Consider the following 21383-nt stretch of genomic DNA (forward strand, 5'->3'; position numbering starts at 1 on the left):
GCGCAAAGTACGCCTAACGCAAATGCGTACTTAAATTGAACCGCAAATAAATGGAGAAAAGATCATGAATGTCATGCAAAACGATTTACTCGCTGAAATCAAAGATGCCAATCTGAACTACCTGATGCTGGCACAACAACTGATCCGCTCTGACAAGGCCACTGCAATTTTCCGTTTAGGTATCAACAAGGAAATTGCTGACCTGCTGGAAAACCTGACCAATCTGCAACTTCTCAAACTGTGTAACACAAACATGCTGCTGACACGCTTCCGTTTTGACGACAGCGAAATCCTGGGCATGTTGACTAGCTACACTAAAGATCCTGCGCAAGCACACTTGCACACAGCGGTACTGATGTCCGCCCAAGCAGCTGAATCTAACGTATAAGTAGTCATTCCCATCTGGCGATAAAGAATAGAAAAGAGGGTTTATCATGCAAAAGAAGAGTGTAGTTAACGAAGCAGAACAAATTAAACTGGCCATGCAAATGATCGAGCTGGGCGCACGGTTACAATTACTGGAATCACAAACTACTTTATCTCGTGAGCGTTTGATCAAGCTCTACAAAGAGATGAAAGGTGTTTCACCTCCTAAAGGTATGTTGCCATTCTCTACTGACTGGTTCCTGACCTGGCAGCCAAATATTCACTCTTCGATTTTCTATAATATCTATCGTTTCATGGTGGATTACGCAGGGGTTGAAGGCATACACGCGATCATCAAAGCCTACACACTGTATATGCAACAAGTGCAAAACCCGGATGGTGGCCAGATTGAAGAGCCTATCTTGTCCCTGACCCGTGCCTGGACGCTGGTACGCTTCATTGAAAGCAAAATGCTGACGACTAAAGTCTGTCATTGCTGCGGCGGCCAATATATCGTCAACAGCTACGATCTGAACCAGAACTATGTGTGCAACCTGTGTCACGTACCTTCACGTGCCGGTAAAACCAAAAAAGCCAAAGAACTCAGCTACAAACTGGTTTCAATGTCAGCTTAATGGTTGAATAAATTAGTGACTGGCAGGTTGGAACTAGTACAACCTGGTATTTAAAGAAAGACTCATCATGCGTTCTAACAAACTTTCGGCAGGGGCGTTGCAGCAATATGTAATGGAACAACGTCTCCTGTCCCCTAAGTTATGGATGCAGAAAATAATGCCGCGCAAATTATGGTGCCAGGCATTGCTGATACAGTGTTTGAGTCTGCTGTTGATTGCGGGCGTCGCGCCTGGCGTAATCAACAGCGTATTCGCTTTTGAGTTACGCAATGTGGGCCTGCCACTGGATACCATCTGGTTCTGGCTGTTTCCGCATGCATTGCTGGTCAGCATCATGGCCAGGGCTATCCGGATGCCGGTCTGGTGGCGGTGGATCCATGTGGTTTTCCCACTCGCTGTGATCTGTATGCAGCAAATTGCACTACCCGCTATCGTTTACCTGGCCGGTTTCGTCATCACCCTGGCGCTATACTGGTCAGTGCACAATACCCGTGTACCTTTTTACCCGTCTTTCCCCGCAACCTGGCGTGCCATGCACAATATCCTTGAGCAACATGCTGGCGAACAGCCCTTGCGTGTGCTCGATATTGGTAGTGGCCTCGGCGATGTTTCCCTGTTTTTATCCAAACAACGTACGCAAGACCAGATAGACGGGATTGAAATTGCGCCTTTGCCATGGCTGGTCAGCGTGATCCATGCGACTTTCACTGGCAGCCGTGCCAAATTCGCGCTGGGCGATTACCGCCAGACTGACTTCGCAGTACTGGATGTCGTCTTCGCTTATCTATCACCAGCCGTGATGGCGGATGTCTGGCAAAAAGTACAGCAGGAAATGCGCCCGGGCAGCCTGTTCATCAGTTCCGAATTCCCGGTGGTTGATGTCACCGCTGCGCGTATTATCTACCCTTCACCAAGCTCCCCCGCACTTTACGTATACACTTTGTAACACTGCATATATGCAGTGGCATATGCCCGCCCTCAGGCATCTGGCGATAGTTCATACCTCGCTCAACCGCATTAGCCAGTTTGGCACTGCAAGCTAATTAGCCTGCTAAATCCCTTTTATTTGCAACATTGAAACGGGGTGGCGATTGTTATGCTATCCATATTCAATGCTAAAAGTGGAGTAGGGCATGTTCGTTATTATTGGGTATGTAGTCGTTTGCGGCATGATTTTCGGCGGTTATGCGCTGGCAGGCGGTCATTTGGGCGCGCTGTGGCAGCCACTGGAAGTCATGATGATTTTTGGTGGTGCGTTTGGTGCGTTTATTGTCGGTAACGATAGTAAAGCCATCAAGGCCACTGTCAAAGCTTTGCCGACCTTGTTCAAAGGCTCCAAATACTCCAAGCAGCTGTATATGGATCTGCTGGCCTTGCTGTTTGAGATACTGACCAAAATCCGCAAGGATGGTTTGATGGCGATTGAAAAAGACATCGAAGACCCTGAGTCCAGTGCTTTGTTCAGCAAATATCCCAATATCCTGCATGACCATCATCTGGTCGAATTCATCACTGATTACCTGCGTTTAATGGTGTCCGGCAATATGGATGCCTTCCAGGTAGAAAACCTGATGGATAACGAAATCGAGACCCACCATATGGAAGGCCATGTGCCAGCCCATTGTATCGCCAAACTGGGTGATGGCTTGCCAGCGTTTGGTATCGTGGCAGCGGTGATGGGCGTGGTGCATACCATGGAAAACGTGGCATTGCCTCCGGCTGAGCTGGGTATCCTGATTGCGCATGCCCTGGTGGGTACTTTCCTCGGCATTCTGCTGGCCTACGGTTTTGTGGGCCCGCTTTCCGGCCTGCTGGAACAGAAACTGGAAGAATCCAGCAAAAGCTTTCAAACCGTCAAAGTGGTATTGCTTGCCAGCCTGAACGGTTACGCCCCGCCGATCGCCGTGGAATTTGGTCGTAAAGTCTTGTACTCCACCGAACGTCCTGGTTTCACCGAGCTTGAAGAGCACGTGAAACAGGCTAAGTCGAAATAATTAACGCAGTTATTGAATCAGCGTATCGCTGGAGAACCTCATGGCAGAAGATCGTGTTGCCCCGATTATTGTAAAAAAGATCAAAAAAAGCGGCGGCGGCCATCATGGTGGCGCCTGGAAAATCGCCTATGCTGACTTCGTGACAGCGATGATGGCGTTTTTCCTGCTGATGTGGTTGCTAGGCTCCACCTCGAAAGCGCAAAAAGAAGGCATTTCAGAATATTTCCAGACGCCATTGCACGTGGTGTTGATGGGCCCATCCGTCGGGCAAAGTGATTCAGCCCTGAAAAATACCGGTGGCAAGGACGTGACCAAGAAACAAGGGCAGGTGAAACCAGTGGATGGTGACCCCGGCAAGCTGAAAATGGTCAAGATCGAAGATGTGAAAGAGGCTTTGAAAAAGGCTGAGAAGATCAAACTGGAATCGCTGAAAGCCAAAATCGAACAGGCGATTGAAGAAAACCCGACCTTAAAACAATTCAAGTCACAGCTGAAACTGGATATCACCAGTGAAGGCTTGCGCATCCAGATCATTGATGAACAGAACCGCCCGATGTTTGAGAACGCCAAAGCGGAGTTGCAGCCTTACGCCAAACTGATTTTGCGTGAAATCGGTAAAACACTGAATGGCGTTGATAACAAAATCAGTTTATCCGGCCACACCGATGCGGCTGGTTATGCCAATGGCGATCATGGTTACAGTAACTGGGAGTTATCGTCAGACCGTGCCAATGCCTCACGCCGTGAGCTTATTTCCGGCGGTATGGATGAAACCAAGTTGATGCGGGTGGTAGGCCTGGGTTCGGCCATCATGATGGATAAGGAAAATCCGTTTAACCCGATCAACCGCCGTATCAGCCTGATCGTGATGAATAAGGAAACCGAAGAAGAGCTGTTGAAAGACAACGACCAGATTTCTGCCAGTGAAAATGACTTGTCGCAGGTGAAATCGTTACAGAATAATCAGGAAAAAGCAGTCGAAGAGAAATAAACGTTGTATCAAGAAGCCCAAGAAATAAGCGATGTTTATGATGCTTATTTCTTGATTGGAAAGCAGGGGAATCAGGCAAGATAGGACCACTATGAAAACATTGCCCATCGAAGAGTTAAGGGAGTTATTGGCTGCAGTTTCTCGCCATGGTGACCGGCATTTACTGGAAATCGAAACCGATTTACAACAAACCACCTTTTTGCTGAATGAAGCGATTGAAAAACTCAGCACCAGTTTCATGAACGTGCATGCCCAATTAACGGAGCAGCAAGCCGTGATCAAGTTACTGGCTGAATCTGGCAAGTTACACCCTGATGTGGTGCAACAGCTGCAGGTGTTTGAGGACAACATTGGCAATGAGGTGAATAAAGTTGTGACCGGCATGCAGTTCCAGGACATGACCAACCAGCTATTGCAACGCACGATCAATCGTGTCAATGGCTTGAAAACATTATTGCAAGAATTATCCAGCCACCAGTTTCCGATGGCAGCGGATAACGAGCATGAGGAAATCAGACGTTTCATCATGCAACTAAACCAGAATTTTGACCAGGGTAGCCACCACCTGACTGGCAACTTACGCAAGTCAGTGAATCAGCAAGACCTGGCGACCGGTGATATCGATTTATTCTAATCACAGCACGTTTAACATATTGAGTGAAAAAGGCGAGTGAAAATGGCGAAGACAATTTTAACAGTAGACGATTCAGGTTCTTTGCGTCAAATGGTAGCGTTCAGTTTGAAAGCTGCTGGCTATGATGTGGTGCAGGCCGTGGATGGACAGGATGGCTTGAACCGGGCCAAGGAAAAGACCGTTGACCTGGTATTGACTGACCAGAACATGCCGGTGATGGATGGCCTGACGCTGATCTCCAATCTTCGTAACCTGGCCTCTTACCAAAAAGTACCTATCCTGATGCTCACTACCGAGTCATCAGATGAAATGAAAGCAAAAGGTAAAGCGGCTGGTGCCAATGGCTGGCTGGTGAAACCTTTTGATCCTAAACGTTTAATCGAAGTCGTACAAAAAGTGATCGGTGCTTAAGTGCCCTGGTTAAGGGACTGGAGAAAATAATGACAGTGGATATGAGCCAGTTTTATGAGGTGTTCTTTGACGAGGCTGAGGAGTTACTCGCCGAAGCAGAGCGCCTGTTGCTTGAAATCAATGTGGATTCACCGGATATCGAGGAGCTGAATGCTATTTTTAGGGCAGCCCACTCAATAAAAGGTGGCGCGGCGACCTTTGGTTTTATGGACATGACAGAAATCACCCATGTGCTGGAAAACCTGCTCGATAAAATTCGCAAGCAAGAAATGGCACTGACCGTTGAGCATGTGGATGCTTTCCTGGCTGCTAAAGATGTGATCAAAATGCAGGTGGATGGCCACCGTAATGGCTCAGATGTAGACCCTGAGCAAGTGAGTGATGTCTCTGCCAGATTGAAATCATTGTCTGAAGGCACCGCAGTGGCTGCACCAGCAGCAGCTACAGCGCCGGAACCAGTGGCCGCATCTGTGAACCAGCCAACACTGGCATTAACGCTCTCAGCAGAAGAACAAGCGCAAGGCCTGCAGTTATATGACGTTGGTTTGCCAGACGTGACTGAAAAAGATTTAGGCAACCTGAAAGATGAATTGGAATTGCTGGGTGAAGTGGCTGTGTATCAGCGTGCCGACAATCGCCATGCCTTACTGATCAAAACAGATTCCAGCACCGATGATATCGTGTCTATTTGCTCATTCATCGTTGACCCGGATGCGTTGGTGATTCAAGTCGCAGGCGCAACGGCAGCTGCAGAAACGCCAGCGGCGCCAGTGGCAGAAGCAGCTGTGGCAGAAGCAGAACCCGCAGACCCTGGATATGGCTTTTTTACCAACGATGCAGCTACACCGGCACAACCCGCGACAAAGGATGGCAAGATCGCCGTCGCTGAAGAAGTGGGTTATGGCCTGTTTAGCAATAATGGTGAAGAGACTCAGGAAGAAGGTTACGGTTTCTTTGCGCCGTTCAAACCACATCCGGATGCACCAAAAGCACAAATGATTGGTGATGATAATGCTGCTGCGGCATTGGCAAAAGCCTCTGCCGAAGCTGAAAGCACTGCCGTCGCCAATGCACCAGCGCCTGAAGTCAAAGACGAACGTCGTGCGCAAGCGCGTCGTGAATCCGACAAACCAGCGGCACAGAGTGCTGAAACCAGTTCGATTCGTGTTGGCATTGAAAAAGTGGACCAGCTGATCAACCTGGTGGGCGAGCTTGTGATCACACAAGCCATGATTGAACAACGTGTGAATGCACTGGACCCGGCCGATAACGAAGGCCTGATTAATAGTGTCACCCAATTAACCCGTAATACGCGTGACCTGCAGGAATCCGTCATGTCTATCCGTATGATGCCTATGGACTTCGTGTTCTCGCGCTTCCCGCGTATGGTGCGTGACCTGGCAGGTAAATTAGGCAAAAAAGTGGAATTTGTCACCAATGGTGCCACCACCGAGCTTGATAAGAGCCTGATTGAACGTATCGTAGATCCGTTGACCCATCTGGTGCGTAACAGTGTAGACCATGGCATTGAAAAACCGGAAACCCGTCGTGAGATGGGTAAATCTGAAATTGGTGTCTTGACCTTATCTGCAGCGCATAAAGGCGGCAGCATCGTCATTGAAGTCACCGATGATGGCGGCGGTTTGAACCGTGACCGTATCCTGGCCAAAGCCGCTTCAAATGGCTTGCCAGTGAACGAAAGCATGAGCGATAGCGAAGTCTATAGCCTTATTTTTGCACCTGGCTTTTCAACCGCTGAAGTGGTCACAGATGTCTCAGGCCGCGGCGTCGGCATGGACGTGGTCAAACGTAACATCAGCGCCATGGGCGGCAATATCGAAATCCGTTCGGCACTGGGTTATGGCACAACGATTTCCATTTCGTTGCCGCTGACCCTGGCGATCCTGGATGGTATGTCCGTCTCATTGGACAAGAGCCTGTATGTGGTGCCACTGAACCTGATTGTCGAAACCTTGCAACCACGCGCCGAAGACCTGAAAACCGTCACTGGCGAAGGTTTGATGGTGCATGTGCGGGGCGAATACCTGCCTATCATTGCATTGCATGCATTGTTTAACCATCCTACCGAGATCACAGACCCGACTGAAGGCGTACTGCTGATCCTGGAAGCGGATGGCAAGAAATCTGCATTATTTGTCGACCGCCTGGTAGGGCAGCAACAAGTCGTGATCAAGAGCCTGGAGACGAACTTTAAACGCATTCCAGGCGTATCCGGCGCCACCATCATGGGCGATGGCTCAGTGGCCTTGATCCTTGATGTGCCAGCGATCACCCAGATGGGGCAAACAACGAATTATGTAACAGGCGGTCGGTCATTTGCCGACCAGGATTATTCCAATTTAAAAAATCACATCAATGCATAAGGAGCATATGCAATGACTACAACAGAAATGACTAACAATCACGGTGCGGGCAACGCTGGCAGTATCAGAACAGCTGCTGGCGAATACCTGACCTTTGTATTGGGCAATGAACAATACGGCATCGAGATCCTCAAGGTTCAGGAGATCCGTGGCTATGATGCAGTGACACAGATAGCCAATATGCCTCCTTTTATTAAAGGCGTGATCAATCTGCGCGGCAAAATCGTACCGATTGTCGATTTACGCATTAAATTCAAGCTGGGCAAGGTGGAGTACAACGAATTTACCGTTGTCATCATCCTCAATTTAAACGGCCGCATCGTCGGTATCGTGGTGGATGGTGTGTCTGACGTCCGCGAATTACGCGACGAGCATTTGCGCGAAGTACCATCGCTGGTCACCCGCATCGATACTAAATATATCGTTGGCTTAGCCACCATTGAGCAGGAAATGCTGATCCTGGTGGATATCGAGAAATTGATGACGAGCAACGAAATGGAATTGATGGACGCTGCGGTGCATTAACGGCACTTTTCAAATAACAAAATAGCGACATCGGAACAGGCACTTCTTGCTAAGGGGCGATTATGTTTGCAACAGTTTTAAATAAATTGGCAGCAGGGACTAAACAGTATCAGCATATTCTGGATGAATCTGCCGAATTCTCAGCACTCAAAACTGAGATCAACAAGGCTAGGGCCGTCATTGAATTAAATGCTGAGGGCAATATCAGCCATGCAAATGAGAATTTGTGTGCAGCACTCGGTTACAGCGCCAATGAATTGATTGGGCAACCTCATCGCAAACTACTGTCTGCTGAAGATGCAGCCAAGCCAGAATACCAGAGCTTCTGGAAAGATCTGGGTGCAGGGAAATCAAGCGTTGGTGCTTTCAAACTGATCAATAAATCAGGCAACGAAACCTGGTTTCAAGGCTATTACGCACCCGTATTGGACAAATCATCCAAACTGCGCAAAACGGTCGCCTACCTGACGGATATTACACAAGATAAACAGCAAAACATCGCTCTGCAGGAAAACGGCCAGGCACTGAACCAATCCTTTGGCGTGATGGAATGTGACGCGCAAGGCACGATCTTGAATTGTAACGAGCTGTTGGTGGCACCTTTAGGCTACACTCGCGAAGAGGTGGTCGGCAAAAATGTCAGCTTCCTGCTCAAAGCACATTCAGCCCAAAGCGCAGAATACAAGCAGTTATGGGAAAAACTCGCCAGAGGTGAAAACGGCAAACAGGAAGTCTGCCGCGTTTCAAAAACAGGGAATGAATACTGGTTTAGCGCCAACTATATCCCTGTCCTGAACGATGACAAAACCCTGGCAAAAATCAAGATTTTCTCTTTCTGTATCACTGCAGAAAAACAACTTGAACTGGACTATCAAGGCAAGGTTCAAGCCATCGCAAAAGTACAAGCAGTGATCGAGTTTGACCTCAGCGGAAACATCATCACTGCCAACCAGAATTTCCTGGCGGTCACTGGTTATACTCTGGAAGAGGTGGCAGGCAAGCATCACAGCACTTTTGTGAGCGAGCGACTTAAAGCCAGCCCGGAATACCAGGAATTCTGGGCCAAATTGAATCGTGGTGAGCCTGACGAGAGTGTGTATCATCGTTATGGCAAGAACCAGAAAGACATCTGGTTACAGGCTTCTTACAACCCGATTATCGGGCTGGATGGTAAACCGGTGAAGGTCGTGCAATATGCGACAGATATCACTAAAGCGGTGCTGGCAGATAAGGAACAGGCGATTAAATCGGCTGAAGCCTTTATGATACAAACCACGCTGGATTCTGCCTCAACCAATATGATGATGGCAGACAACGACGGTATCATCCGCTACATGAATGCTTCTACCGAGCGCCTGATGCGCAGCTCGGAATCCAATTTCCGCCAGGTATTGCCAAACTTTGATGCCGACAAAATCGTCGGCCAGAATTTCGATATCTTCCACAAGAATCCGGCGCATCAACGCGGTTTGCTTGCTTCTTTAACCAAGGAGCATGTGGTAGAAATGCCTTTGGGCGACATGTTTGTCCGCCTGAAAGCCATGCCTATTTTTGATAAAGCCGGTGTTCGCTCTGGTACTTCACTGGAATGGGTGGATATCACACAGGAACGTCGCGTCAGCGATCAGATCTCATCCATCATTGCCAATGCGGCAGACGGTGATTTAACCGATCGTATTGATTTGTCCGATAAAACCGGGCCGACTGCTGATATCTGTAAAGGCGTGAATAACCTGCTGGAAAACATGACAGAGTTATTGATGCAGATTCGTGAAGCAGGCGAAACCATCAATACCGCTGCCCAGGAAATCGCCAGCGGTAATAATGACCTCTCCAGCCGCACTGAACAGCAGGCATCCAGCCTGGAAGAAACCGCTTCCAGCATGGAAGAACTGGCTTCTACCGTGAAACAGAACGCCGACAATGCACGCCAGGCGAACCAAATGGCTGAAGCCGCTTCACAGGTGGCAGTACGTGGCGGTGAAGTGGTGGGTAATGTCGTGACCACCATGAGTGCGATTAATGAAAGTGCACGCAAGATCGAAGACATCATCACTGTGATTGATGGCATCGCTTTCCAGACGAATATCCTTGCCTTGAACGCAGCAGTTGAAGCGGCCAGGGCAGGTGAACAGGGCAGGGGCTTTGCAGTGGTGGCAGGTGAAGTACGTAACCTGGCACAACGCTCAGCCAGTGCCGCCAAAGAAATTAAAGAACTGATCACCGACTCTGTCAGCAAAACGACTGAAGGCACCAAACTGGTACAAAACGCCGGTGAAACCATGCATGAGATCGTTACTTCTGTGCAACGTGTGACAGATATCATGGGCGAAATCACAGCTGCTTCTGCCGAGCAAAGCTCAGGTATTGATCAAGTCAATAAATCTGTGACCGAAATGGATGAAACCACCCAGCAAAATGCTGCTTTGGTTGAAGAAGCCGCTGCCGCCGCTGAATCGCTGGTTGAGCAGGCTGCTACATTGATGGATTCCGTCAATAAATACAGGCTGCATAACGCAAGTCCGGCCAAACGAACCAGTGTTGCACCTGCGAAAAAAACAGCACCAGTGCCATTTGTTAGCAAAGCCAAACCAGCCGCTCCAAGTCATTCCAGCGCTCAGGAACAACCTGCCAGGTTGGCAAAAACCGGGACTGATAATAGCGATTGGGAAGAGTTTTAAGCTGCCATTGAAGACGATGGTGGCATTACAGGAAAGCAGCACAAAACACTGAATTTAAGGTTTGCAGCTTTCCCGGGTTACACCGCTGTCATCCTCATTGATCTCTTCTAAAAAGACCGGATTTATCCGGTCTTTTTTTCATCCATCTTTCAATCTATTCACGTAAAAGTAGCCCTTGATTTTTTCCTGGTTTTTTACTTTTCGTTCGCGACGAAATCACCCTTCATCAAAAAAATATTTTTTGCAAAGTAATTGAATTTATTGAATAAATTTACATTTAATTGCTATCAAGTTTTCTGATGCTTATACGATATTAATGATAAGGAATGGTTAAGTTTATGACACGTGGATTGAAGTCAAAACGGTCGTGGCTGACACCTGTGGTGCGAGTGGCTTAAAAGTGTCGAACAGTATGCTGATTTGGCGGGTAAAAACCCTTCTAATGAACGCATGTGAGCGACTGTATTTTTGCAATAATCGTGCGAGAAATAAGTATTTATACAATTTAATTTGATGGTTAGGGATTTGTGATGACAATAGCGAAACGTATGTATCTGTTGATCGCCTCTTGCGCGATTGCAATGGTGATCCTGATCGGATTTACCTTAACTCAGGTCGTCAAGGTATATGAATATACCAATCAGGCCAATGCGAATAGCATTCCCAGCATTCTGGAGCTTTCCAAAGCTGAGAACTTCTATCAGAGATTGCGCTTGAACCTGTTGCGACATGTGTCTGCAACGGCGCCGGCAGAGAAAGCAAAGCTAGCCGCGCAAATCCAGGAGCGCCGTAAAGTGGTCGAAGAGGCCATGAATAGCTACAAGGACCTGACGACTGATAGCACTGACAAGGAAATGTTCACGCAAGAACAGAATATGCTTGCTGGTTATTTTGATCAGATGACACGTGTACTTGCCTTGTCCGATGCAGGCTCACCTGAAGCCGCCATCCTTTTGCAGCAAGCCGACAAAGTCGCAGTTGAACTGGCGAACAAACTGGATGATCATATGGTGTACAACCAGAAGACCAGCCTGATCCATGCTGATAATGCCGCATCGATCAAAGAAAAAGCATTGTGGCAATCTTCTGCTATCGCCTTGTTATGCCTGACTGTGATTGTGGTGACCGGCGTGTTGATTACCAGACGTTTGCGTGCTCAATTAGGCATGGAACCTGCTGAACTGACTGTGATTGCCCGTAACTTCGGTGAAGGTAACCTGAACCAGAAAATAGATTTGCCGGCAAATGATAAAACCAGCGTGGCTTATTCTATCCGCGTCTTGCAAAAGACCCTGGATGGCTTGGTGCAATCCCTCAACTACGTCAGCCAACAGCATGACGAAGGTGATATCGATTGCACAGTGGACGAGACCCGCTTTAAAGGTGGCTATGGCGAAATGGCCGCCGGTATCAATAAAATGGTCGCTGGCCACATTGCCATGAACCAGGAAGCGATCGAAGTGGTTAAAGCCTTCGGTGAAGGTAACCTGGACGCACCATTGAAGCAGTTCCCGGGTAAAAAAGCGTTTGTGAACGAAGCAATCGAACAGGTGCGCGGCAACATCAAACGCCTGGTCAGTGACGCAGATGAGCTTGCGCATGCCGCCGTTGAAGGTCGCTTGAGCGCAAGGGTAGATGCAAGCAAGCACCAGGGTGACTTCCGCATGATCGTAGAAGGCCTGAACAATACTTTAGATGCCATCGTGAAGCCATTGAGTGTCACTTCCGGCTATCTGGATAACATTGCCAAAGGCAATATCCCGGCGCGTATCACTGAGCAATACCAGGGCGATTACAGCCTGATCATCAACAACCTGAACACCTGTATCGATGCAGTGAATGCATTGGTGGCCGATGCGAATGAATTGGCACTGGCTGCACAAAACGGCGCCTTGTCTACCCGCGCTGACGCCAGCAAACACAATGGCGATTTCCGCAAGGTCATTGACGGCGTTAACGGCACACTGGATGCAGTGGTGAAACCATTAACCATCACCTCCGAGTACCTGGACAACATCGCGAGAGGCAATATTCCAGCCAAGATCACCGACCATTACCCAGGTGATTACAGCCAGATGATAGAGAACCTCAATACCAGCATCGAAGCTGTCAACAACCTGGTCGCAGACACCAACCTGCTGGCCGAGGCTGCCGGTGAAGGCCGTATTACCGTACGTGCTGACGCTGACAAACACCAGGGCGACTTCCGCAAGATCATCGAAGGTGTCAACAGCACCCTGGATATGGTGGTAGACCCAATCATTGCCGTAACAGAAGCCGTAGAAACCATTACCACGGCTGCCAACGAGATCTCCAGCGGTAACGCTGACCTGTCAGCACGTACAGAACAGCAAGCATCCAGCCTGGAAGAAACAGCTGCCAGCATGGAAGAATTGGCTTCAACCGTGAAACAGAACGCCGAGAACGCCAAACAGGCTAACCAGCTGGCATTGACAGCGTCTGACGTCGCCGTCAAAGGTGGTGCCGTGGTCAACGAAGTGGTCGCGACCATGAGTGCCATCAACGAAAGTGCTAAAAAGATCGAAGATATTATCTCCGTGATTGACGGTATCGCCTTCCAGACCAACATCCTGGCCCTGAACGCAGCGGTAGAAGCGGCAAGGGCAGGCGAGCAGGGCAGAGGCTTTGCCGTGGTGGCAGGTGAAGTGCGCAACCTGGCACAACGCTCAGCCAGTGCAGCCAAGGAAATCAAAGAACTGATCACTGACTCCGTCAACAAAACCACCGAAGGTACCCGCCTGGTAGAGAATGCCGGTAACACCATGGAAGACGTTGTGTCATCTGTACAACGTGTGGCTGACATCATCAGTGAGATCTCAGCGGCTTCTGCCGAGCAGACCACGGGTATTGACCAGGTCAACCAGGCCGTGACCAGCATGGATGAAACCACGCAGCAGAATGCGGCATTAGTTGAAGAAGCTGCAGCAGCGGCAGAATCATTGGTCGACCAGGCCAATCAGCTGGCAGATGCCATCAGCCAGTTCAAACTGGAAGGCAAGAGCTTTGGTGGCGGACATGCGGTAACGCAAAAACCAGTAGTAAGACCAACACCGGTGAAAACGGCTGCGTATGCATCAAGTTCGCACAATAGTAGTTCATCCAGGTCAGGGTCAGAGAGTGGATATGGTAAGTCGGCATCCGGTGGCAGTAGTAGCCCACCGCTGATCAAACCTAGCGCCCCTAAACGGACAGGGACTGACGACAGTGATTGGGAAGAGTTTTAACTCGTCCACCATGTTTAGCTAGTCTTTAAGTTTCGCTAGTGATTCAATCATAAAAAGCCGACCTCATATGGTCGGCTTTTTTCTTTGCTGTCTTGCGTGATGGATCTATTGTTTAAATGCAAGCAAAAGTGTCATAAATGTTGCAATAAATATATTTTGTAACAGAGTTGTAAGTTCTCTCAAGTTTCTCTCAAAGCATACGTAAACCAGGTTAAGTGGTAACAAATAACCACTACAACAAGACTTAACCTTTAATGGAGACTTTATGAAACACACGTTTAAAACTGCCATCGCTTTGTGCGCATTATCTGTATTGTCTGCCCAGGCACAGGCTGCCGAAGTTTGCACAGTATCAATGATGGGTCGCGTATGCTACGAAGAAGGCAGCCCTGAATTAACTGCTACGCATATGAAAGGTGATGCAGTGGCCGAATCGTCAAATGCCAAGAAAAAAACAGATCTTGCAGATGCATCGAAAGTGAAAAAGTAAGCTCACGATCGTCATGAGAGAAAACCCCTTGTAGTGAGGGGTTTTTTAATGCTCGTGTTTCCAGAAAGTAAAGCTTGAGCCTGAAAAGAAGTCATAAAACGCATTTTATTGGCTGATAGGAAACTACTGGCGCGTAAGAACATAGTATGCAAGCCAGGCTCTGGCTAAAAATAATTAACGGATTTGGAGTATAAAAATTATGAGCGTCGCAAAAAGAATGACCATTCTGATTGTAGTGGCAGCTTTGGGGTTATTTGCATTGGCTGGTATCAGTTATTTTCAGACTGAACGGATATATGGCTATACCAATTATGCGAATGAAACAGCTGCACCCAGCATTGAAGTATTAGATGAAACACTGGCAGAGTTTGAGAAATTGAATAGCCTGATTTGGCAGCATATGCTCAATACAGAAAATGCCAAGATGCAGACCATTGAAAAGCAGGTTGCCGAAACGCATGGCAAACTCATGGCTGCACTTAAAAAATACGACCGTTTTGTGAGTTCTGCAGAAGATAAATCCTTGCTCGCAAAAGATTTGGCATCGATTACTGCCTATGATGGTTTGGGTAGTAATGCCCTGACATTGTCGCTTTCTAACAAAAAGGAAGAAGCGCGTGATGTGCTGCTTTCCAATCAATCCATTATTGCGAATGTGCAAAATGCGATCAGCCAGCACCGTCAGTTTAATAATGATGTCGCGCGGGCCAATGCTAGCCAAGCATTAAGCATTAAAAATCAGGCCATTGTGTTGCTGTTTGCGATTGCATTGGTGGCACTTGCCCTGGTCGTGACGATAGGCCTGCTGATCAAGCGCAATATGTTCAAACAGTTAGGTATGGAACCTGCTGAACTGACAGTGATTGCCCGTAACTTCGGTGAAGGCAACCTGAAGCAGAAGATAGACTTGCCAGCAGATGATAAAACCAGCGTGGCCTATTCTATCCGCGTCTTGCAAAAGACCCTGGATGGCCTGGTGCAATCCCTGAACTACGTCAGCCAACAGCATGATGAAGGTGATATCGATTGCACAGTGGACGAGACCCGCTTTAAAGGTGGCTATGGCGAAATGGCCGCCGGTATCAATAAAATGGTCGCTGGCCACATTGCCATGAACCAGGAAGCGATCGAAGTGGTTAAAGCCTTCGGTGAAGGTAACCTTGACGCACCATTGAAGCAGTTCCCAGGTAAAAAGGCCTTTGTGAACGAAGCGATCGAACAGGTGCGTGGCAATATCAAGCGTTTGGTGAGCGATGCCGACGAATTGGCGCACGCCGCCGTGCAAGGCCGTTTATCAACCCGCGCTGACGCTTCCCGTCACCAGGGTGACTTCCGCATGATTGTAGAAGGCCTGAACAATACTTTAGATGCCATCGTGAAGCCATTGAGTGTCACTTCCGGCTATCTGGATAACATTGCCAAAGGCAATATCCCGGCGCGTATCACTGAGCAATACCAGGGCGATTACAGCCTGATCATCAACAACCTGAACACCTGTATCGATGCAGTGAATGCATTGGTGGCCGATGCGAATGAACTGGCACTGGCTGCACAAAACGGCGCCTTGTCTACCCGCGCTGACGCCAGCAAACACAATGGCGATTTCCGCAAGGTCATTGACGGCGTTAACGGCACACTGGATGCAGTGGTGAAACCATTAACCATCACCTCCGAGTACCTGGACAACATCGCGAGAGGCAATATTCCAGCCAAGATCACCGACCATTACCCAGGTGATTACAGCCAGATGATAGAGAACCTCAATACCAGCATCGAAGCTGTCAACAACCTGGTCGCAGACACCAACCTGCTGGCCGAGGCTGCCGGTGAAGGCCGTATTACCGTACGTGCTGACGCTGACAAACACCAGGGCGACTTCCGCAAGATCATCGAAGGTGTCAACAGCACCCTGGATATGGTGGTAGACCCAATCATTGCCGTAACAGAAGCCGTAGAAACCATTACCACGGCTGCCAACGAGATCTCCAGCGGTAACGCTGACCTGTCAGCACGTACAGAACAGCAAGCATCCAGCCTGGAAGAAACAGCTGCCAGCATGGAAGAATTGGCTTCAACCGTGAAACAGAACGCCGAGAACGCCAAACAGGCTAACCAGCTGGCATTGACAGCGTCTGACGTCGCCGTCAAAGGTGGTGCCGTGGTCAACGAAGTGGTCGCGACCATGAGTGCCATCAACGAAAGTGCTAAAAAGATCGAAGATATTATCTCCGTGATTGACGGTATCGCCTTCCAGACCAACATCCTGGCCCTGAACGCAGCGGTAGAAGCGGCAAGGGCAGGCGAGCAGGGCAGAGGCTTTGCCGTGGTGGCAGGTGAAGTGCGCAACCTGGCACAACGCTCAGCCAGTGCAGCCAAGGAAATCAAAGAACTGATCACTGACTCCGTCAACAAAACCACCGAAGGTACCCGCCTGGTAGAGAATGCCGGTAACACCATGGAAGACGTTGTGTCATCTGTACAACGTGTGGCTGACATCATCAGTGAGATATCAGCGGCTTCTGCCGAGCAGACCACGGGTATTGACCAAGTCAACCAGGCCGTGACCAGCATGGATGAAACCACGCAGCAGAATGCGGCATTAGTTGAAGAAGCAGCAGCTGCGGCAGAATCATTGGTAGACCAGGCCAATCAGCTGGCGGATGCCATCAGCCAGTTCAAACTGGAAGGCAAGAGCTTTGGGGGCGGGCATGCAGTGAAGCAAACAGCCGCGCCACAACACACCTTTACTAAGAGCGCTGTTTCACATTTCAGTCAACAAAAAGGTAGCAGGCCACAGGCTAGCGCCAGTGCACCTGCGCAGTCGCCCGGGACTTCGCGAAGAACCGGCACTGACGATGAAAGTTGGGCAGAATTTTAGCTGAGTCATTGTTTCACTCACAGCCGACTGCAATTGTGGTCGGCTTTTTTTATGTTTGATTTTTATACGCTGATGATTTGATCACGACTTGCTGCCAGGCTTTTTCTGCACGAAGCAAAAAGTCTTTAAAGGCTGGCGCATGATTTTCTGCCGCAGCTGAATCCTGCCTTTTTGATTTCTTTAGGTTTGCAATTACCAAAATAGAGCTAAGTTTCCCCTTTTTTCACACCATTCAAAACCTGTGGTGGTATTGAATAATGGCCAATATATAGCGATAAATAGTACAAAAAACCATATCACAGGGTTTTGGAAATTAAAAAAACAAGGAGTGACGACATGTTGTCAGGTCAATCGGGTGTGTTTGCAAGTGGGTTTGGACGTCTCAAGGTATCGTATCAGTTAGGCTTGCTATTAGTGGTATCAGGCGCAGGCATCGCCATCAGTTTTATTCACGCGGCTTTGGGGGCAGGGGTAATAGCCTGTGCAACAGGGCTGGCTGCACTATTTATTTTAAGCGCTAAAAACCAGCTGGGTGGCAACGCTACTGAGGCCATTGCAGTCGCACAACATATTGCTGAAGGCGATTTTGGCGATGCAGGCGGTTTAACCTCTACAGATGATATCAGTCTGCTAAATGCATTAAATCAGGCAAAAAGCACTTTGGCAAAACTCAGCCAGCAAATCGCCTACATTGCTACCGAACATGCGAATGGCAACTTTAATGCCGCGATCGATCTCACCCAGTTTCATGGCGAATATCGTCATATGGCAGCAGGCATTAACCAAACGTTAGCCTTGCCTGCCGATATCCTGCAAAAAACAAGTGACGCCATGCTGGCACTAGGCCAAGGCGATTTCGATGCCCAGCTACAACCATTGCCAGGTGATCTTTCAGTATTGAATGCACACTTTGATGGCCTGAAAACCAATATCAATGCCCTGATTTCAGATTTAGCCAATATGAGCGGCGCACATGCACAGGGCGAGTACGATACGCTGCTTGAGCTAACCAGGTTTGATGGCAACTTTAAACAAGTTGCGCAAAATATCAACACCATGGTGTCTGGCTACGTTGGTGATAGCGAAAAATTCATCGCCGTGATGGACAGTATTGGCCGCGGTGACCTCACTGCACAGCTGGAGCCTCTGCCAGGCAAAAAAGCCGCCATGAACAAGAGTGTTGATCGCATTCGCGGCAACCTGAAAGGCATCGTCGATTCAGTGAACTGGGTCAATAGCGAGCATGAAAAAGGCAATATCGATATGACCTTGCGTGCCGATATGTTTAAAGGCCAATTCTCAGTGCTGGCAGATGCGATCAACAAGATTGTTGCCGGCCACATCGAATTGAATCAAAAAGCCATGGCCTGCGTCAAAGCGTTTGGTGATGGTAATTTTGATGCGCCTTTAGAGCAGTTCCCTGGCCAGAAAGCCGAAATCAACCAGACCATCGAAAAAGTACGCAGCAACCTGAAAGCATTGAATCATGATGCCGAAATGCTGGCCGAAGCAGCAAAAGCAGGGCGCGTCACTGTGCGTGCCGATGCCAGCCGCCATCCAGGCGATTACCGCAGGATTGTTGAAGGCATGAACAACACGCTGGATATGATTGTAGAACCGGTATTAACGGTGAAGGCCGCTGCTGAATCTATCAATATCGCAGCGAAAGAAATCGCCCAGGGCAACGCAGATTTAAGCCGTCGTACCGAAGACCAGGCCGCTAACCTTGAGAAAACAGCCTCCAGCATGGATGAATTGTCCTCAACGGTGAAACAGAATGCCGAAAACGCAAAACAAGCCAATGAACTGGCAGCCCAGGCTTCGCAAGTGGCTGTCAAAGGTGGCGATGTGGTCAACGCCGTGGTACACACCATGAGCGACATTAATGAAAGCGCACGCAAGATTGAAGACATTATTTCTGTCATCGACGGCATTGCCTTCCAGACCAATATCCTGGCGCTGAACGCCGCGGTTGAAGCTGCGCGTGCCGGTGAACAGGGCCGCGGTTTTGCGGTGGTGGCTGCCGAGGTGGGTAACCTTGCCCAGCGTTCTTCCGTAGCTGCGCGCGAAATTAAAGAATTAATTAATGACTCGGTCAACAAGACTGCAGAAGGTAGCCGCCAGGTTGAAGAAGCCGGCAAAACCATGCATGAGATTGTGAGCTCGGTCAAACGCGTCAGCATCATTATCGGCGAGATCGCCTCGGCTTCTAACGAGCAGAGTGCTGGTATTGCCCTGGTCAATGATGCGGTGATCCGTATGGATGATGTGACACAGCAAAACACCGCCCTGGTTGAGGAAGCGGCTGCGGCTGCCGAATCACTGATGGATCACTCGAATGAGCTGGCAACAGCGGTGAGTGTATTTATTGTAGAAGGCAATGCGAAGAGTTCGCGTCACGAGAATGCAGGCTGGACGGAAGATTACCGTCAAGTCAGTAATGGATAGGGCACGCTGTAAGCCCTTTATAAAGTAGTACTTTTAATTAACAGGAGCATAAAAATGGCAGTGATTGATAGAGTATTGATTGGTGAAGGCTTGGTGATTGAGGACCGTCCTGAAGGTGGTCTGGATTTGAAAAATGTGGCCCACATTGACTTGATCTTAGGACCACGCGGTAGCGCTGCAGAAGACGCATTTTGTCGTACGCTCACCGATCAAAAACAAGGAGTAAACGGTTTATTGGCGATTGCAGCGCCAAACATGATGGTAAAGCCAAACACCGTAATGTTTAACAAAGTAACAATTAAAGATGGTCGCCAGGCGACTCAGATGTTTGGCCCGGCACAGCGTGGCGTAGCCATGGCGGTGATGGATTGCGTCGCTGATGGCACGATTCCTCTGGAAGAAGCCGATGATGTATTTATTTGCGTAGGCGTGTTCATCGACAGCAAAGCAGATATGGATGACCGTATCCAGGACTGGAACTACCGCGCGACAAAAATCGCACTGAAAGCCGCGATCAACCGCGAGCCTAAAGCGGCTGATGTAGTGAAACAATACAAAGAAGCCTTGCACCCGTTTGCGGCACAAACACCAGAAGCACAGAACCGTCGTGCTGATGACACCGCAGCTGCTTTGGCCATCACTCAAATGCAAGAGCGTAGCAAGTATGCACGCACCAGTGCTGAAGCAAAAGCACGCGAAGAGAAACAAGTTGAATTAGCGATCGATCAAATGAAAGAGCGCATCAACACTACAAAGGCTTAATTTAAGCCAATGGAACCCAACGGATTTGCATAGGATAACGAAGTGGCTGCCTTGAAAAAACAAGAACAAGAAGATCGCGAGTTTTTGTTTACGCGCGATGATTTCGTCAGAATTAAAAGTCTGATTTATCGCCATGCAGGCATTTCATTGTCCGATGCAAAGACGGATATGGTGTACAGCCGAATCGGCAGACGTTTACGTGCACTTGATATGCAAAGCTTCAAGCTGTATCTGGATAAGCTTGAACAACACCAGAACTCAGACGAATGGCAGGCATTTACCAATGCATTGACCACCAACCTGACTTCTTTTTTCAGGGAAGAGCATCATTTTCCCATCTTGGCAGAACATCTGACCAAGCTTGCTTCTTTAAACAAGCATTCAAAACCAATCCGTATCTGGTGTTCTGCGGCTTCGACCGGCGAAGAGCCTTATTCCATTGCCATCACCGCGTGTGAGGCATTTAATTCGCTCAAACCTCCGGTAGAAATCATCGCGACTGACATCGATACCAATGTATTAGCGACTGCGAGTGCGGGTGTATACCCGATAGACCGCATTAAAAAAATGGATGAATCCAGGCTGCGCAAGTTCTTTGAAAAAGGCACTGCCAAGCATGAGGGATTAGTCAGAGTCAAAAAATCGGTACGCGATTTGATTCACTTTCACCAGCTCAACCTGCTGGATCAGCAATGGCCGTTTCGTGACGGCTATGATGTGATTTTCTGTCGCAATGTCATGATCTATTTTGACAAGCCCACACAAAGCAAAATCATTGAAAAATTTATTACACTAATGAATGAAGACAGCTTGCTGCTGGCAGGGCATTCAGAGAATTTCCTCTATGTTTCCAACCAATTGCAATTGCTGGGTAAAACCGTTTACAAACTAAAAACTAATGGCGCGGCTCGTTCCAGCCTGTTAATGAATCGGAAATAG

At 48.7% G+C, this 21383-nt stretch carries 16 protein-coding genes; all 16 read left to right on the forward strand.

What is annotated here, in order from left to right:
- The first annotated feature begins 64 nt into the window (after nucleotides 1-64).
- The 16 genes from flhD to ACSSVF_RS11295 all read left to right on the forward strand — a co-directional run bounded on the left by flhD (nucleotide 65) and on the right by ACSSVF_RS11295 (nucleotide 21383).
- A complete protein-coding gene (gene flhD, locus ACSSVF_RS11220) occupies nucleotides 65-388 on the forward strand; it encodes a flagellar transcriptional regulator FlhD (protein WP_379029762.1) in 324 nt (107 codons plus the stop codon).
- Nucleotides 389-434: 46 nt separating this feature from the next.
- Nucleotides 435-1001 (forward strand): flagellar transcriptional regulator FlhC, encoded by a 567-nt coding sequence (flhC, locus tag ACSSVF_RS11225; RefSeq protein WP_442586471.1) that lies wholly within the window; start codon nucleotides 435-437, stop codon nucleotides 999-1001.
- A gap of 67 nt (nucleotides 1002-1068) precedes the next feature.
- Complete coding sequence (locus ACSSVF_RS11230; protein ID WP_492403548.1) at nucleotides 1069-1947, forward strand: class I SAM-dependent methyltransferase; 879 nt, start codon at nucleotides 1069-1071, stop codon at nucleotides 1945-1947.
- A gap of 187 nt (nucleotides 1948-2134) precedes the next feature.
- Nucleotides 2135-2995, forward strand: coding sequence for a flagellar motor stator protein MotA (gene motA / locus ACSSVF_RS11235; RefSeq protein WP_442586469.1), 861 nt, complete (start codon nucleotides 2135-2137; stop codon nucleotides 2993-2995).
- A gap of 40 nt (nucleotides 2996-3035) precedes the next feature.
- Nucleotides 3036-3986, forward strand: coding sequence for a flagellar motor protein MotB (gene motB / locus ACSSVF_RS11240; protein ID WP_492403549.1), 951 nt, complete (start codon nucleotides 3036-3038; stop codon nucleotides 3984-3986).
- A gap of 91 nt (nucleotides 3987-4077) precedes the next feature.
- Nucleotides 4078-4620, forward strand: coding sequence for a chemotaxis protein (locus tag ACSSVF_RS11245; RefSeq protein WP_442586467.1), 543 nt, complete (start codon nucleotides 4078-4080; stop codon nucleotides 4618-4620).
- A 42-nt stretch (nucleotides 4621-4662) separates the two neighbouring features.
- On the forward strand, nucleotides 4663-5031 hold the full coding sequence (locus ACSSVF_RS11250) for a response regulator (protein ID WP_379055762.1): 369 nt from the start codon (nucleotides 4663-4665) through the stop codon (nucleotides 5029-5031).
- 29 nt (nucleotides 5032-5060) lie between these two features.
- Nucleotides 5061-7415, forward strand: coding sequence for a chemotaxis protein CheA (gene cheA, locus ACSSVF_RS11255; protein WP_492403551.1), 2355 nt, complete (start codon nucleotides 5061-5063; stop codon nucleotides 7413-7415).
- Nucleotides 7416-7427: 12 nt separating this feature from the next.
- Nucleotides 7428-7940, forward strand: coding sequence for a chemotaxis protein CheW (locus tag ACSSVF_RS11260; protein WP_442586466.1), 513 nt, complete (start codon nucleotides 7428-7430; stop codon nucleotides 7938-7940).
- Between the two features lie 62 nt (nucleotides 7941-8002).
- A complete protein-coding gene (locus ACSSVF_RS11265) occupies nucleotides 8003-10621 on the forward strand; it encodes a methyl-accepting chemotaxis protein (RefSeq protein ID WP_492403553.1) in 2619 nt (872 codons plus the stop codon).
- A gap of 530 nt (nucleotides 10622-11151) precedes the next feature.
- A complete protein-coding gene (locus ACSSVF_RS11270) occupies nucleotides 11152-13866 on the forward strand; it encodes a methyl-accepting chemotaxis protein (protein ID WP_492403554.1) in 2715 nt (904 codons plus the stop codon).
- 265 nt (nucleotides 13867-14131) lie between these two features.
- Entirely contained in the window at nucleotides 14132-14356 is a 225-nt protein-coding gene (locus tag ACSSVF_RS11275; RefSeq protein ID WP_492403556.1) for a hypothetical protein, read from the forward strand.
- Between the two features lie 217 nt (nucleotides 14357-14573).
- Nucleotides 14574-17234, forward strand: coding sequence for a methyl-accepting chemotaxis protein (locus ACSSVF_RS11280; protein ID WP_492403557.1), 2661 nt, complete (start codon nucleotides 14574-14576; stop codon nucleotides 17232-17234).
- A gap of 336 nt (nucleotides 17235-17570) precedes the next feature.
- A complete protein-coding gene (locus ACSSVF_RS11285; RefSeq protein ID WP_492403559.1) occupies nucleotides 17571-19682 on the forward strand; it encodes a methyl-accepting chemotaxis protein in 2112 nt (703 codons plus the stop codon).
- A gap of 54 nt (nucleotides 19683-19736) precedes the next feature.
- Entirely contained in the window at nucleotides 19737-20444 is a 708-nt protein-coding gene (gene fae, locus ACSSVF_RS11290) for a formaldehyde-activating enzyme (RefSeq protein WP_442586462.1), read from the forward strand.
- 42 nt (nucleotides 20445-20486) lie between these two features.
- Entirely contained in the window at nucleotides 20487-21383 is an 897-nt protein-coding gene (locus tag ACSSVF_RS11295) for a CheR family methyltransferase (RefSeq protein ID WP_492403560.1), read from the forward strand.

Source organism: Methylophilus sp. E2MeOHC9, assembly GCF_058744375.1.

Bases quoted from the DNA above. Each gene is read 5' to 3' on its own strand.
- ACSSVF_RS11280 (WP_492403557.1), top strand. From the start codon at position 14,574: ATGACCATTCTGATTGTAGTGGCAGCTTTGGGGTTATTTGCATTGGCT.
- ACSSVF_RS11285 (WP_492403559.1), top strand. From the start codon at position 17,571: ATGTTGTCAGGTCAATCGGGTGTGTTTGCAAGTGGGTTTGGACGTCTC.
- ACSSVF_RS11245 (WP_442586467.1), top strand. From the start codon at position 4,078: ATGAAAACATTGCCCATCGAAGAGTTAAGGGAGTTATTGGCTGCAGTT.
- motB (WP_492403549.1), top strand. From the start codon at position 3,036: ATGGCAGAAGATCGTGTTGCCCCGATTATTGTAAAAAAGATCAAAAAA.
- ACSSVF_RS11270 (WP_492403554.1), top strand. From the start codon at position 11,152: ATGACAATAGCGAAACGTATGTATCTGTTGATCGCCTCTTGCGCGATT.
- ACSSVF_RS11250 (WP_379055762.1), top strand. From the start codon at position 4,663: ATGGCGAAGACAATTTTAACAGTAGACGATTCAGGTTCTTTGCGTCAA.
- flhC (WP_442586471.1), top strand. From the start codon at position 435: ATGCAAAAGAAGAGTGTAGTTAACGAAGCAGAACAAATTAAACTGGCC.
- fae (WP_442586462.1), top strand. From the start codon at position 19,737: ATGGCAGTGATTGATAGAGTATTGATTGGTGAAGGCTTGGTGATTGAG.
- cheA (WP_492403551.1), top strand. From the start codon at position 5,061: ATGACAGTGGATATGAGCCAGTTTTATGAGGTGTTCTTTGACGAGGCT.
- ACSSVF_RS11260 (WP_442586466.1), top strand. From the start codon at position 7,428: ATGACTACAACAGAAATGACTAACAATCACGGTGCGGGCAACGCTGGC.
- flhD (WP_379029762.1), top strand. From the start codon at position 65: ATGAATGTCATGCAAAACGATTTACTCGCTGAAATCAAAGATGCCAAT.
- ACSSVF_RS11265 (WP_492403553.1), top strand. From the start codon at position 8,003: ATGTTTGCAACAGTTTTAAATAAATTGGCAGCAGGGACTAAACAGTAT.
- ACSSVF_RS11230 (WP_492403548.1), top strand. From the start codon at position 1,069: ATGCGTTCTAACAAACTTTCGGCAGGGGCGTTGCAGCAATATGTAATG.
- motA (WP_442586469.1), top strand. From the start codon at position 2,135: ATGTTCGTTATTATTGGGTATGTAGTCGTTTGCGGCATGATTTTCGGC.
- ACSSVF_RS11275 (WP_492403556.1), top strand. From the start codon at position 14,132: ATGAAACACACGTTTAAAACTGCCATCGCTTTGTGCGCATTATCTGTA.